General features: G+C 64.3%; 10 protein-coding genes. 5 read left to right on the top strand and 5 right to left on the bottom strand.

Annotation, left to right across the window (positions count from 1 at the left end):
- The first annotated feature begins 111 nt into the window (after nt 1–111).
- Nucleotides 112–2,310 carry a vWA domain-containing protein gene (locus ACOXXX_RS00625; RefSeq protein WP_422824603.1) on the top strand — a complete coding sequence of 733 codons (2,199 nt, stop codon included), beginning with the start codon at nt 112–114 and terminating at the stop codon, nt 2,308–2,310.
- A 143-nt stretch (nt 2,311–2,453) separates the two neighbouring features.
- On the opposite strand, the gene ACOXXX_RS00620 is transcribed toward ACOXXX_RS00625, so the two are convergent.
- The 5 genes from ACOXXX_RS00620 to ACOXXX_RS00600 all read right to left on the bottom strand — a co-directional run bounded on the left by ACOXXX_RS00620 (nt 2,454) and on the right by ACOXXX_RS00600 (nt 9,015).
- Entirely contained in the window at nt 2,454–3,548 is a 1,095-nt protein-coding gene (locus ACOXXX_RS00620; protein ID WP_422824602.1) for an ABC transporter ATP-binding protein, read from the bottom strand.
- A 29-nt stretch (nt 3,549–3,577) separates the two neighbouring features.
- Nucleotides 3,578–5,230, bottom strand: a complete 1,653-nt coding sequence (locus ACOXXX_RS00615) for an alpha-amylase family glycosyl hydrolase (protein WP_422824601.1) — start codon at nt 5,228–5,230, stop codon at nt 3,578–3,580.
- Between the two features lie 28 nt (nt 5,231–5,258).
- Entirely contained in the window at nt 5,259–6,530 is a 1,272-nt protein-coding gene (locus ACOXXX_RS00610; protein ID WP_422824600.1) for a carbohydrate ABC transporter permease, read from the bottom strand.
- A gap of 13 nt (nt 6,531–6,543) precedes the next feature.
- Nucleotides 6,544–7,521 (bottom strand): carbohydrate ABC transporter permease, encoded by a 978-nt coding sequence (locus ACOXXX_RS00605; protein WP_422824599.1) that lies wholly within the window; start codon nt 7,519–7,521, stop codon nt 6,544–6,546.
- A 138-nt stretch (nt 7,522–7,659) separates the two neighbouring features.
- The gene (locus tag ACOXXX_RS00600) at nt 7,660–9,015 is read right to left on the bottom strand and encodes an ABC transporter substrate-binding protein (protein ID WP_422824598.1); all 1,356 of its coding nucleotides are present in this window, start codon (nt 9,013–9,015) and stop codon (nt 7,660–7,662) included.
- A 248-nt stretch (nt 9,016–9,263) separates the two neighbouring features.
- On the opposite strand from ACOXXX_RS00600, the gene ACOXXX_RS00595 reads away from it, so the two are divergent.
- The 4 genes from ACOXXX_RS00595 (at nt 9,264) to ACOXXX_RS00580 (ending at nt 15,180) form a co-directional block, all read left to right on the top strand.
- Nucleotides 9,264–10,292 carry a LacI family DNA-binding transcriptional regulator gene (locus ACOXXX_RS00595; protein ID WP_422824597.1) on the top strand — a complete coding sequence of 343 codons (1,029 nt, stop codon included), beginning with the start codon at nt 9,264–9,266 and terminating at the stop codon, nt 10,290–10,292.
- A 26-nt stretch (nt 10,293–10,318) separates the two neighbouring features.
- Nucleotides 10,319–11,641, top strand: a complete 1,323-nt coding sequence (locus ACOXXX_RS00590; protein ID WP_422824596.1) for a GH1 family beta-glucosidase — start codon at nt 10,319–10,321, stop codon at nt 11,639–11,641.
- A 3-nt stretch (nt 11,642–11,644) separates the two neighbouring features.
- The gene (locus tag ACOXXX_RS00585) at nt 11,645–12,628 is read left to right on the top strand and encodes a glucokinase (protein WP_422824595.1); all 984 of its coding nucleotides are present in this window, start codon (nt 11,645–11,647) and stop codon (nt 12,626–12,628) included.
- Nucleotides 12,629–12,783: 155 nt separating this feature from the next.
- The gene (locus tag ACOXXX_RS00580; RefSeq protein ID WP_422824941.1) at nt 12,784–15,180 is read left to right on the top strand and encodes a glycogen/starch/alpha-glucan phosphorylase; all 2,397 of its coding nucleotides are present in this window, start codon (nt 12,784–12,786) and stop codon (nt 15,178–15,180) included.
- Nucleotides 15,181–15,210: the final 30 nt, after the last annotated feature.

Genomic DNA, 15,210 nt, shown 5'->3' with positions numbered 1-15,210 from the left:
TGAACACCGCGACCCGACGTCGCGTGGTTCGGCGCGCCCGCGCCGCATCAGGCTTTCCAGACCAACGCAACTGTGGAATCCTGCCCGCAATTGTTTTTCGAAGGATGCCCCATGTTCCGCACCGTGATTTCCGCCCTGGCCGCCTGTCTGGCCCTCGCCGCCGCCCCCGCACATAGTCAGAGCGCTGCCGGCAACACCATTCTGGTGCTCGATGCCTCGGGCTCCATGTGGGGGCAGATCGACGGGACCGCGAAGATCAGCATTGCCCAGACCGTGATCGGCGATCTGCTGGGCACCCTGCCCGAAGGCCAGGCGCTTGGCCTCACCGCCTACGGCCACCGGACCAAGGGCGATTGCAGCGACATCGAAACGCTGGTCGCTCCGGGTGCCGCGACCCGCGACGCGATCGCGCAGGCGGTCAATGCGGTGCAGCCCAAGGGCAAGACCCCGATGACCGACGCGGTGCGCATGGCCGCCGAGGCGCTGCGCTATGGCGAGGAAAAGGCCACGGTGATCCTGGTGTCCGACGGGATCGAGACCTGCAACCCCGACCCCTGCGCCGCGGCCCGCGCGCTGGAGGAAACAGGCGTCGATTTCACCGCCCACGTGATCGGCTTCGACGTGGCCGACCCCGAGGCGCTGGCCCAGATGCAGTGCCTGGCCGATGAAACCGGCGGCCAGTTCCTGACCGCGGCCAATGCCGCCGAACTCGGCTCCGCGCTCAGCGAGGTGGTGCAGGAACCGCAGGCCGTGGCGGTGCCGGTGACCTTTCGCGCGACCGTGGGCGAAAACGGGCCCGAGATTGCCACCCCGCTGATCTGGGACGTGCAGATGGGTTCCGACCCGGTGGTCGAGGCCGCGCAAGGCTCGACCCTGACCCGCGATCTGGACCGGGGCGATTACACCGTGTCGGTGCTGCGGCCCGAGGACGAGGAAAGCGCCGAGGCGCAGTTCACCGTCGAAAATCAGCCCCAGACCGTCACGCTGGTGCTGCCCGCCATGCTGCCCGACGCCTCGCTCAACGCGGCCGAAGAGGCGGTCGCCGGGTCGACGATCCCGGTCACCTGGGAGGGACCGAACCAGAAAAGCGACTACATCGCCATCGCCGAGATCGAGGAATCGCGCTACGTGAACTACACCTACACCAGCAAGGGCAGCCCGGCAGAGCTGCTGATGCCGCCGACCGCGGGCCTTTACGAATTGCGCTATGTGATGGCCCAGGGCAGCACGGTGCTGGCCACGCGCCCGATAAACGTCACCAGCGCCGAGGCCAGCCTTGACGCCGCCGACAGCGCCCCCGCCGGATCGACCCTGCCGGTCACCTGGCAGGGTCCGGATTACAAGAGCGACTACATCGCCGTCGCTGTGCCCGGAGAGGGACGATACGTCAACTACACCTACACTTCCAAAGGCGATCCCGCGCAGGTGCTGCTGCCCCCGCAACCGGGCCAGTACGAACTGCGCTACGTGATGAGCCAGGACAACACCCTGCTCGCCACCCGGCCCATCGAAGTGACCGCCGTCACCGCCACCATCGACGCGCCCGTCCAGGCCACCGCGGGCGAGACGCTCAGCGTCGGCTGGACCGGCCCGGATTACAAAAGCGACTACCTCGCGGTGTCGAAACCCGACGAAGGCGGAAATGAAAGCTACACATACACCCGCGACGGCACGCCGCTGGGCCTCAAGGTGCCGCTGGAAACCGGCAGCTACGAAATTCGCTACGTGATGAGCCAGGGCACCACGGTGCTCGCCGCCCAACCGCTCGAGGTGGTGGCGGTCGGCGCCACGCTCACGGCCGAAGAGACCGCCCGCGCCGGGGCACCGCTGGTCGTTGAATGGGATGGACCGGCCTACAAGAGCGACTATATCTCGGTCGCGAAGCCCGATGACGACCGTTACGAGGGCTATACCTACACCCGCGAGGGCTCACCGATGATCCTGCAAATGCCGACCGAACCGGGCACTTACGAGCTGCGCTACGTCGCCACCGGCGGCGGGGAATCGGTGCTGGCCCGCCGCCCCGTCACCCTGGAACCGGTGACCGCCACGATCAAGGCCGCGGCCACCGGCTCCGCCGGGGGCAAGCTTGCCGTGACCTGGGACGGCCCCGATTACCGCAACGATTTCATCGGCCTGGTCGGCAAGGGCGCGCCCGAGGGCGAATACCAAAGCTATGTCTATACCCGCGACGACAGCCCGATGATCATGACGCTGCCCGAGGTGCCGGGCATCTACGAACTGCGCTACCATCTGGGCGACGGCCAGCGCGTGATCGCCAGCCGCGAGGTCGAGGTGCTGGCCGACTGACACACCACCCTGCGCACCGCCCCTGTGGCGATGCGCGCCCGGGGCCGCAAGCGCCCCGCCCCCCTCTTCTCTGATTCAAAATAACCTCAGAGAGCACGAGAGACAGCGTCTCTCGTATCCGCGCGCCGCGCGGATCGCCCCGCTTACCGGTAAAGCAGCGAGGTCCCGTTGCGGAAGATATGCACCTTCTCCGGCACAGCCCCCAGCTTGACCTCCTTGCCGCGCAGGTCGGCATGGATGCCGGGCAGCTTGCCGATGATCGGATCCGCCCCCGCCTCTTTCTGGAAATATAGCAGCGTGACCTCGCCCAGGGCCTCGGTGATGTCGACCGTGCCGGAATAGATGTACTCCGCCCCCGTTTCGACCTCGAGGAAATCCTCGGGCCGCACGCCGACGTTGACCTTTGCCCCCATGTCCGAGCTTTCGGTCGGATAGTCCGACACCGCCACGCCGCCCCCGGCCATCTTGATCCGGGTCTGCTTACCGGTCTCGACAATCTCGCCCGGCAGCAGGTTCATCGAGGGCGAGCCGATGAACTGCGCAACGAATTCGCTGTTGGGCCGTTCGTAAAGTTCCAGCGGGCTGCCCACCTGCGCGATGCCCTTGTTGGCCAGCACCACGATCCGGGTGGCCAGCGTCATCGCCTCGACCTGGTCGTGGGTCACGTAGATCATCGTGCTGTCCGGCATCGATTCCTTGAGCTGCGCAATCTCGATCCGTGTGGCCACCCGCAGGGCCGCGTCGAGGTTCGACAGCGGTTCGTCGAAAAGATAGACCTTGGGGTCGCGCACGATCGACCGGCCGATCGCCACCCGTTGCCGCTGACCGCCCGACAGCGCCTTGGGCAGACGGTCGAGATAGGCATCGAGCTGCAGGATCTTGGCGGCCTTGGCGACGGCCTTGTCGATCTCTTCGGGCGATTTCTTCGCGATCTTCAGCGCAAAGCTCATGTTGTCGCGGACCGTCATGTGCGGATACAGCGCGTAGGACTGGAACACCATCGCGATGCCGCGCTGCGCGGGGGGAACGTTGTTGACCACCTGGCCGTCGATTTCCAGCGTGCCGCCGGTGATCTTTTCAAGCCCGGCGATCATCCGCAACAGCGTGGACTTGCCGCAGCCCGACGGGCCGACAAAGACGATCAGCTCGCCCTGCTTGATGTCGAGGTTGATGTCTTTGAGAACATCGACCGTGCCGCCATAGGTCTTGGCAACATCCGTCAGCTTGAGATTGGCCATGGGGTCTCCCCTCCCTCTTGTTCTGTCTGTCAGTCCGCCTTCAGCGCGAGGCTGGGTTGCCACGGCCCGAGGTGCAGTTTTCCGTCCGGTGATAGGCCCGCGCTGCCCAGTTCCGCGCCGATCTGCCGCCAGGTGCCGGAGGGCATTTCGGTCGCGGCGGGATCGCCGCCCAGGTTGAAGGCGCAAAAGATCGTCTGGTCCCCTTCGCGGCGGATGAACCGCAGCACGGTGCCGTCGGCGGTCACCTCTTCGATGCTGCCGGTGCGCAGCGCCGGGTGGTTGCGGCGGAACCGGATCGCGTGGCGATAATGGTGCAGCACGGCAGACGGGTCCTGTTCCTGGGTCGTGACCGCGCGGTTGAGGTGTTCGTGGCTGACCGGCAGCCAGGGATGGCCGGACGAAAAGCCGCCGTTCTGGTTGCTGGGCTCCCACACCATCGGCGTACGGCAGCCGTCGCGCCCCTTGAAGGCGGGCCAGAAGCGTTTGCCGTAAGGGTCCTGCAAATCCTCAAAGGCGACATCGGCCTCCGGCAGGGCCAGTTCCTCGCCCTGGTACAGGCAGGCCGATCCGCGCAGGCACATCATCAGCGTGATGAAACAGCGCGTCGCCCCGTCGCTCAGCTCCCAGCGGGTGGTGTGGCGTGGCACGTCGTGGTTGGAAAACGCCCAGCAGGCCCAGCCGTCGGGCGCGGCGCGCGCCAGATCGTGCATGACCTGCGCCACGTAAGGCGCCGTCGGCATGTGGGTCGACAAAAGCTCGAAGGCATAGCTCATGTGCACCTTGTCGTTCCCGGCGGTGTATTCGCCCAGAATCTCGAGCCCGCGCTGATCGTCGCCCACCTCTCCGACCGAGGTGGCGCCGTATTCGTCCAGCAGGCTGCGGAACCTGCGCAGGAAGGCCAGGTTTTCGGGCTGGGTCTTGTCGTACAGGTGGTTCTGCCAGGTATAGGGGTTCACCGCCGGGGCGGTGATCGGGTTGCGGTCTTCGGGCGCCAGCGGCGGGTTATCGCGCAGCTGCGCGTCGTGGACGTAGAAGTTGATCGTGTCGAGCCGGAACCCGTCGACGCCGCGGTCGAGCCAGAACCGCGTGGCGGCCAGCAGCGCCTCCTGCACCTGCGGTTCGTGAAAGTTGAGGTCCGGCTGTTCGCTCAGGAAGTTGTGCAGGTAGTATTGGCAGCGGGTGCTGTCCCATTGCCAGGCCGACCCGCCAAAGATCGACAGCCAGTTGTTGGGCGGCGTCCCGTCGGGCTTGGCATCGGCCCAGACGTACCAGTTGGCGCGCTTGTTGTCGCGGCTGGCCCGGCTTTCCTTGAACCACGGATGTTCGTCCGAGGTGTGCGACAGCACCAAGTCGATCATCACCTTCAGCCCCAGCCGGTGCGCGGTGCCGATCAGGATATCGAAATCCGCAAGCGTGCCGAACATCGGGTCGACGTCGCAGTAATCGCTGACGTCATAGCCGAAATCCTTCATCGGCGACTTGAAGAACGGCGATATCCAGATCGCATCGACACCCAGCGACGCCACGTGCGGCAGCCGCTGCGAGATGCCCAGCAGATCGCCGATGCCGTCGCCGTTGCTGTCCTGGAACGAGCGGGGGTAGATCTGGTAGATCACCCCGCCACGCCACCAATCGGTATCCTGAGCGGCAGAGGCCATGGAAATGTCCGCCTGTTGGTTCATGAGCGTCGTCTTTCGTTGTGCGCCGGGGTTACTTGACCGATCCGGCCAGCAGGCCGCGCACCAGGTATTTCTGCATCGCGAAGAACACCACGAGCGGCACCGCGATCGAGATGAAGGCCGCCGCCGCGAGGATGCCCCAGTCGCCGCCGCGCGACCCCAGAAGGTCGTCGGCGATCTTGACGGTCATCACCCAGGATTCGGAATTCGACGGCAGGAACACCTTGGCCACCAGCAGGTCATTCCAGGTCCAGAGGAACTGGAAGATCGCAAAGCTGGCCAGTGCCGGGAACGACAGCGGCAGCACGATCTTGGTGAAGACCTGGAAATCCGTGGCCCCGTCCACCTTGGCGGATTCGATGATGTCGCGCGGCAGGCCGACCATGTAGTTGCGCAAGAGATAGATCGCCAGCGGCAGGCCGAACCCGGTATGCGCCAGCCAGATGCCCAGAAAGCTCTGGCCGATGCCGACCGCGTTGTGCAGCTGCAAAAGCGGCACCAGCGCCAGCTGTAGCGGCACCACCAGCAGGCCCACCACCATGGCGATCAGAAAGCCGCGGCCCTTGAAATCCATCCAAGCGAGCGCATAGGCGGCGAAGGCCGCAATGAGGATCGGGATGATCGTCGCCGGGATCGTCACCGTCAGCGTGTTGATGAACGCCCGGTCCATGTTGTCCGAGGTCAGGATCTGTTCGTAATTGTTGAGCCCGAACTCCGGCGGGCTGGCGGCGGTGATGTAGATTGTCGGCGGGCGGCCGATCTCGCCATCCTGCATCCAGGTGAAATCGCCGTTGGCGGCGACCGTCACCGCGCGGTCGATATAGAAATCCTGCACCGGTCGGCCGTCTTCATCGGTTTCGGGCGCTTCGGGCGCGCCGTCCGCGGGCCAGGAGGTCTCGTAATTCTCTTCATCCTCTTCGCCGTTCTCGTCCGTGACGATCAGCTTGAGCCGCCCGTAGGTCTGGCCTGGCTCGGCAATGCCAGGATCGCGCCCGGTGATGCCAAAGCCCGACACGTCGCCCGAACCGGTGGCCGACACGTCATCGGACGCGGTGAAAAGGTTGCCCGAGAACATGTAAAGATCGCCGTCCTGCGTCACGTCCGTCGGTTCGGGCGACACGCGATAGGCCTGCTGGACGGGGAACATCGACGCCCACCAGCCGGTTTCGGAAATCTGTTCGCGGTCGCGAAAGCTGCTGACCAGAAGCCCGATGGTCGGGATCAGCCAGATCAGCACAAGCGCAATCACGCTGAGGTTGGTCACGATGGAGAGAGAGGTCTTTTGTCCGGCCATATTGTCCATTGGAATGTCCCTCTCAGTTCATTTCTTTGCGCGCTTGGCGGATGTTCCAGATCATCACCGGCAGCACGATGACCATGATGACAAAGGCCACCGCTGTCGCCCGCCCGTCGTCGCGGAACATGTAATCCATCATGTAACTCGGCAGGATTTCGGTATCGAAATTGCCGCCCGTCATCGCGTAGACGATGTCGAAGACCTTGAGCACGAGGATGGTGATCGTTGTCCAGACCACGACGATGGTGCCCATGATCTGCGGCACCTTGATCTTGAAGAAGATCTGGAACGGGTTGGCGCCGTCGATGATCGCCGCCTCGATGGTTTCCTCGGGGATGCCGCGCAGCGCCGCGGACAGGATCACCATGGCGAAACCGGTCTGGATCCAGACCAGGATGACCATCAGGAAGAAGTTGTTCCAGAACGGGATCTGCAGCGGGTCGATGGGCGCGGCGCCAAAGAAATCCCGCACGGCGTTGATGATGCCGATGTCGGGATCGTTGGCGTAGACGAATTTCCAGATCAGCGACGCGCCCACGAACGAGATCGCCATCGGCATGAAAATCAGCGATTTCGCGATGTTGCCCCAGCGCAGTTTGTCTGTCAGCTGCGCCACCAGCAGCCCCAGGAAGGTCGCCGCCGCGGGCACGAAGAGCGCCCAGAGGATGTTGTTGAGCACCGCGGTGCGGAACCCCTCTTCAGAGAACATCTGGGTGTAGTTGCCCAGGCCGATGAAGGTATCGCCCGACCGGTTGTAAAGCGACCGGACAAAGCTGCCGACCACCGGATAGGCCAGGTAAAGCCCCAGCGCGAACATCGCCGGGAACAGGAACAGCCAGGGCCGCACCAGCGTCGCCCGGTTGATGTTGCGCCCGTGGTCGTCGCTGCGTGGTGGGAAAATGACCTTATCGAGGATCAGGTTCGAGGTGTAGAAATACGCCACACAGCCGCCGACGCCGACGATGATGGTGATCAGACCCTGCAGAATCGGTGACATGGACACTCTCCCTTGCTGACTGGACAGTCCGGCAGCGGATCGGCGGTCGGGCAGTGGCCCACCGTTTGCGATCTTATGGCCGTTGACCGCTTGCCCCCCGGGATAACGGGGGGCAAGGGTGTGCGACGTTCCGGCGGCTTACTGGATCGAGTCCCAGCGTGCCTGGATGTCTGCCGCCACGTCGGCGGCATCCGCGCCGGTCACGTAGTCGACCATGCCGGACCAGAAGGCCCCGGCACCGATCTCGGACGGCATCAGATCCGAGGCGTCAAAGCGGAAGGTCGTGGCGTTGGCCAGAATCTCACCCTGCGCGCGCAGGCTGTCTTCGGCGTAGGTGTCCAGGTTCACGCCGCCATGCGCGGTCAGGAACCCGCCCTGGGCCATCCAAAGCTCGTGCGCGATGGGGGTCTTGAGATATTCAAGCAGCGCGTTCGTCGCATCCGACGGATTGGTGATGCCAAAGAGTGTGCCCGCCCCCAGCACCGGCGTGCCCAGATCCTTGGACTCGTAGGCCGGGAAATAGAAGAAATCCACGTCCTCGCCCACCACGGTGCCTTCAGGGAAGAAGGCCGGGATGAACGACGCCTGGCGGTGCATGTAGCATTCCGACGGGATCGTGAAGAGGCCGGCCGGGCTGTCGCGGAAGTCGGTGGTGGCCACGGTCGATGCGCCGCCCTGCACGAAATCGTCGTTGCGCGCGAACCAGCCGAATTCGTCGATGGCCTCGATCACCTTGGGATCGTCGAACTTCAGCTCATTGGCGACCCAGGCGTCGTAATCTGCAGGCGACTGCGTGCGCAGCATCATGTCCTCGACCCAGTCGGTCGCGGGCCAGCCTGTCGCCGCGCCGGATCCCAGGCCGATGCACCAAGGCGTGCCGCCGTCGTCGACGATCTGCTGGGTCAGTTCCTTCAGCTCTTCCATCGTTTCGGGGATGTCATAGCCCGCCTCGTCAAAGGCGATGGGGTTGTACCAGACCAGCGATTTCACATCGACGCGGTAGAACATGCCGTAAAGCGCCTCGTTGCCGTCGGGGCCCGCATAGGTGCCCAGATCGACCCAGGACTGGCCCGCGGAATAGTTCTCGGCGATCCAGTCGGACGTGCCTTCGGGCAGCGGCGTCAGCAGGCCCTGGCTGGCCAGATCGGCGGCCAGACCCGGCTGCGGAAACACCGCGAGGTTCGGGGCCGAACCCGCACGGGTGGAGATCACGATGTCCTGCTCGAAGCTGTCGGAGCCGGAGTAGTTCACGGTCGCGCCCGTCGCCTCTTCGAAGTAGTTGAAGACGATGTCGACCTTTTCCTTTTCGTTGCCCGTCCAGGGGCCGGTAATCTCGACCGTGGCGCCGCTCAGGTCGTACTGATCGGCAAAGCTGTTGTAGCTGTCCCAGTTCAGATCGCCCTCGCCCACGGCGAACGGCAGATGCGCCGCGGCATGCGCGGAGCCTGCCGTCAGGGCGATGGTTGCGGCGCTGGCAAATAACGTGTGTTTCATTGTGATGAATCCTCCCAGATCATGTCTCCGCCCTGAGCTTTGGCCCGCATTCGTGGCAAATTCTCAAAGCGCTTTGGCTATGGCGAAACTCTCGCACTTGACCGTGACTGTCAAACACATTTGCCCCAAGTGCAAATGCTTTTCATGCTGCACTGCAGCTATGACGCGAAAAGAAAATCCGCTTTCAAGTCAGCGGAAATTCCGGTTAGTCTGTCAAAATCCAAAGCGGTTTGAACCCAGCCTGCCCGATGAACCTCAAAGAGCTTGCCCAGCACCTGAACCTGTCACAGACCACCGTCAGCCGCGCGCTGAACGGGTATCCCGAAGTGCGCGATGCAACCAGAAAACGTGTGCAGGAGGCGGCCATCGCCTTCAACTACACCCCCAACACCCGCGCCAAGGCGCTGGCGACCGGACGGTCGATGTCCATCGGCACGGTGATCCCCACCTCGAACAAGCACGAGATGGTCAACCCGATCTTCGGCGACTTCGTGACCGGCGCGTCAGAGGCCTATGTGAAGGCCGGCTACGACATGGTCCTGACCCTGATCGAGGATGGCGAGGAGGAGCGGCTGTACCGCGCGATTCGCGCCAAGGGCAATGTCGATGGCATCATGCTGCACAGCCCGACGATGGACGACCCCCGCGTCGGCCTCCTGAAAGAGCTGGGGCTGCCCTTCGTGGTGCATGGCCGCGCGTCCCACCTGCCGCCGGATTATTCCTGGCTCGACATGAACAACAAACGCGCCTTTCAGCGCGCCACCGCCTTTCTTCTGGAACTGGGGCACCGCCGCATCGCGCTGATCAACGGGCTGGAACAGCAGGATTTCGCCTTTCGCCGCCGAAGTGGCTATGTCGAGGCGCTGGCCCAGCACGGGCTGACCGAAGACCCGGCTTTGATGACCAGCTCTGAAATGACCGAGCTTGAGGGCTACCGCGCCGCGCACCGCATGCTCGCCCTGCCCGATCCGCCCACGGCGTTTCTGTGTTCGTCGATGCTCATGGCCATCGGCACGCGCCGCGCCGTGGCAGATGCCCGCCTGGACCTGGGCCGCGACGTGTCGGTGATCACCCATGACGACGATCTGAGCTATCTCAAGAACGGGCAGGATGTGCCGATCTTCACCGCGACGCGGTCGTCGATGCGCGATGCCGGCAGGCGCGCCGCGACGATGCTGCTGCAACAAATCGCGGAACCGGGTGGCCAACCGATGCAGTACATGATGGAAGCAGAGTTGATCGTGGGTCAATCCACGGGCCCCGCGCCACGGCGCTGACACCACCCCTACTGGCGAGGACAGACATGCAGGTCAAACGCAGCGATTTTCCCGATGGCTTTCTTTTCGGAACCGCCACTTCGAGCTACCAGATCGAAGGGCACGGCTTCGGCGGTGCGGGCCAGACCCACTGGGATACCTTTGCCGCGACGCCGGGCAACGTGGTGCGCGCCGAACACGGGCTGCGCGCCTGCGATCACTATCACCGCTTTGAGGCCGATCTTGATCTGGTCAAGGCCGCCGGGTTCGACTGCTACCGCTTTTCCACCTCTTGGGCCCGGGTCCTGCCCGAGGGGCGCGGCACCCCCAACGCCGAAGGCCTGGATTTCTACGACCGGCTGACCGATGCCATGCTGGAACGCGGGATCAAGCCCTGCGTCACGCTGTATCACTGGGAAATGCCAAGCGCGCTGGCGGACCGCGGCGGCTGGACCAACCCGGACGTGGCGCAGTGGTTTGCCGATTTCGCGCAGGTGATCATGGGCCGGATCGGCGACCGAATGCATTCCATCGCCACGATCAACGAACCCTGGTGCGTGGCCTGGCTGTCGCATTTCGAAGGCATCCACGCCCCCGGCCTGCGCGACATCCGCGCCACCGCGCGGGCGATGCACCACGTGCTCAAGGCGCATGGCACGGCAACACAGGCTATGCGCGCCATGGGGCTGGGCAACCTGGGCGCGGTCTTCAACATGGAATGGGCCAAGGCGGCGACCGACAGCGCCGCGGACGAGGCTGCCCGCGCCCGGTTCGACGGCTATTACAACCGCTTCTACCTGAGCGGCGTCTTCAAGGGGGAATACCCGGCAGAGGGGCTGGAGGGGCTGGAGCCGCACCTGCCGCAAGGCTGGCAGGACGATTTCGCCACCATCACCACGCCGGTCGACTGGTGCGGCATCAACTACTACACCCGCCGCATCGTCGAGGCGACGGATGGCGCCTGGCCGTCGCTGCGCGATGTCGAAGGGCCACTGCCCAAGACTTTCATGGATTGGGAAATCTATCCCGAAGGCCTTTACCAGTTCCTGACCCGCACGGCGCGCGAATACACCGGCGACACGCCGATCCTTGTCACCGAAAACGGCATGGCCGCCCCGGACGCGATGACGAACGGCGCGGTCGAGGATACGCACCGCATCAACTACATCGACGATCACCTCCGCTCGGTCCAGCGGGCCATTGCCGACGGCGTGCCGGTTCAGGGCTACATGCTGTGGTCGCTGCTCGACAATTACGAATGGGCTTTGGGCTACGAGAAACGCTTTGGCCTGGTGCATGTGGATTTCGACACGCTGGACCGCACGCCCAAAGCCTCGTATCACGCGCTGGCAAAAGCGCTGAGGACCTGACGCATGGCCGCATCTTCCGACATCCTGGCCGTTGTGGCCGACATCGGTGGCACCAATACCCGCGTGGCGCTGGCGCGCGGCGAAACCGTGCAGACCGACACGATCCGGCGCTACCGCAACGCCGAGGTATCGGGCCTGACCGAGGTGCTGACGCATTACCTGGGCGAACAGGACATGACCCCCGATGCCGCCTGTGTGGCCATGGCCGGGCCGGTCCGGGACGGTGTCGGATCGCTCACCAACCTCGACTGGACGATCGACCGCGAGGTGATCCGCGACGCCACCCGCGCCCGGGTCGTGGCGGTGCTGAACGACCTGACGGCGCAGGGTCATGCGCTGGATCACCTGGGCCCCGGCACCGTTGAAACGCTGCTTCCCGGCCAGCAGGCCAGCCCCAACGCCGCGCGGTTGGTAATTGGCGTGGGCACCGGGATGAACGCCGCGCCGGTCTTTCGGCTGGGCAGCCAGACGCTGGTGCCACCGTCCGAGGCCGGGCATATCACCCTGCCCGTGCAGACCGACGAAGAGGTGCGGCTGATGGAATTCATCGCCCGCAAGCACGGCACCCCGGGGGTCGAGGACGTGCTGTCGGGGCGCGGCTTCGAACGGGTCTATGCCTGGCTCTGCGAAGAGGACGGCGGCGCCGATCCGCTGGATGCGGGCGCGATCATGCAGGCGGTGGAGGGCGGCGACAATGCACGCGCCGACAAGGCCGTCAGCGTCTTTACCCGGATGCTGGGCCGGGTGTGCGGCAATCTTGCGCTGATCACCCTGCCCTTCGGCGGCATTTACCTTTGCGGCGGCGTGGCGCGGCATTTCGGCCCGCACCTGCTGGCCAAGGGCTTTGCCGAAGCCTTTGCCGACAAGGGCCGCTTTGCCAAATTCATGGGCCAGTTTCCGGTGCATCTGGTCACCGACGATTACGCCGCGCTGACGGGATCGGCCTGCCACCTGGCCGAGGCGCTGGCACGGGATGGCGAAAACTGACCTATCTGCGCTCATACAGCGGGCATTTGCCCACAGCCTGCCCGAGAAATGAGCGGTCGGCATTGCTTTGACGAAAGGACTGCTGTTGATAGCGGTAACAGCGACACACGGCCTGCACACCGGGCCAGACACAAGACACAGGACCCGAGATGAACATGGTTTCGAGCAATACCCTCACCACGACGCAGTTCCGCGACACGATCATCCGGCATCTGACCTATAATCTGGGCAAGGATGCAGAGCACGCGCAGGTGCAGGACTGGCGCATGGCGCTGAGCCTTGCGGTGCGCGATCAGATCGTCGACAGCTGGTTCGCATCCACCCGCAGAAGCTATGAAAAACAGGCCAAGCGGGTCTATTACCTGTCGATGGAATTCCTCATCGGGCGACTGCTTGAGGATGGCATCGTCAACCTGCGCCTGGTCGATCAGGCCCGTGACGCGCTGACCGGTCTGGGCCAGGATTATGACGCCGTCCTGGCGGACGAACCGGATGCCGCTTTGGGCAACGGCGGCCTGGGCCGACTGGCCGCCTGCTTCCTCGAATCGCTTTCGACCCTGGGGTGCCCGGCCTATGGCTACGGCCTGCGCTATGAACACGGCCTCTTCCGCCAGTCCTTCAAGGACGGTCGCCAGATCGAAGCGCCGGAAACCTGGCTGCTGCAACAGCACGCCTGGGAATTCGAACGCCCCGAGGCACGGTTCCGCCTGGGCTTTGGCGGCACGGTCGAGGTGAAGGGTGACAAGGCCACCTGGACGCCCACCGAATTCGTCGATGCCGAAGCCTATGACACACCGATCGTCGGCTGGCAGGGCCGCTGGGCCAACACGTTGCGCCTGTGGTCGGCCAAGGCGGTCGATCCCTTCGATCTGGACAGTTTCAACCGCGGCGATTTCGCCGGCGCGGCAGAGCCAGAGGCGCTGGCCCGCACCATTTCCCGCGTGCTCTATCCCGACGACACCACCGATCAGGGCAAGGAACTGCGGCTCAAGCAGGAATATTTCCTGACCGCCAGCGCGCTGCGCGACATCCTGCGGCGGTTTGACAGCGAATACAACGACCTGGGCCTGCTGCCGTCAAAGGTCGCGATACAGCTGAACGACACCCACCCCGCCATCGCCGGGCCGGAACTGGTGCGGCTGCTGCACGACGAACGCGGCCTGCCGTTCGATGAGGCGATGACGCTTGCACGCGGCTGCCTGAGCTACACCAACCACACCCTGCTGCCCGAGGCGCTGGAATCCTGGGGCGAAGGCCTGTTCGGCAAGCTGCTGCCCCGGCACCTGCAGATCGTCGACCGCATCGACGACGCCCATGCCAAGGCCAATCCGACCCGCAAGGTCAGCGCGCGCGCCGACGGTCAGGTCAAGATGGGCGAGCTGTCGTTCATCATGGCGCACAAGGTCAATGGCGTCTCGGCCCTGCATTCTGGTCTGATGACCACAACCGTGTTCGAAGAACTGCATCGCCTGCACCCGGACCGGATCCTCAACCAGACCAACGGCGTGACCCCGCGCCGCTGGCTGCTGTCGTGCAACCCGCGCCTGTCGTCGCTGATCACCGACACCATCGGCGAAGGCTGGGTCGACGATCTGGAACAGCTCAAGGCTCTGGAACCCCATATCGACGATCCCGCATGGCTGGACCGCTATGCCCAGGCCAAGCACGACAACAAGGCCGATCTTGCCGCCTGGATCAAGGATACGCAGGGCATCGAGATTGATCCCGCGATGATGTTCGACGTGCAGATCAAGCGGCTGCACGAATACAAGCGCCAGCACCTCAACATCCTCGAGGCGATCGCGCATTGGCAGGAGATCAAGGCCAACCCCGATGCGGACTGGACGCCGCGGGTCAAGATCTTTGCGGGCAAGGCCGCCCCCGGCTATTTCTTCGCCAAGGATATCATCCGTCTTATCAACGACGTATCGGCGGTCATTAACGCGGATGCAGACACCCGCCATCTGCTGCAGGTAGTTTTCCTGCCCAACTACAACGTCACGCTGGCCGAACGGCTGATCCCCGCCGCGGACCTCAGCGAACAGATCTCGACTGCGGGGAAAGAAGCGTCGGGCACCGGCAACATGAAATTCGCGCTCAACGGCGCGCCGACCGTCGGCACGCTGGATGGCGCGAACGTGGAAATCCGCGAACATGTCGGTGCGGAAAACTTCTTTCTCTTTGGCATGACGGCCGACGAGGTCGATGCCCGCCGTGCCATCGACGGCCATGCGGCCAAGGCGATCGCCGCCGATCCACGCCTCAAGGCCGCGCTGGAAGCCATTGAAACCGGGACGTTTTCGCCAGAAGAGCCTACCCGCTACCACAATATCGTCGAAAACCTCTCGGGGCCGGACTATTTCCTCGTGGCGTCGGATTTCACCGATTACTGGCGCGCGCAGCGCGAGGTCGACACCGCCTTTGCCGATCAGAAAGGCTGGATGAGAATGGCCGCGCTCAATACCGCGCGGTCGGGATGGTTCTCTTCCGACCGGACGATTCAGGGCTACATGGACGACATCTGGGACGCGAAGTCCCTGCTTGGGGGATAAGCACATCCCCCTTGAATGCAAATCGAACAA

This window comes from Thalassococcus sp. BH17M4-6 (assembly GCF_049323015.1).
Lineage (GTDB): Bacteria > Pseudomonadota > Alphaproteobacteria > Rhodobacterales > Rhodobacteraceae > Puniceibacterium.
This window is presented reverse-complemented; position numbering and strand designations above follow the sequence as displayed.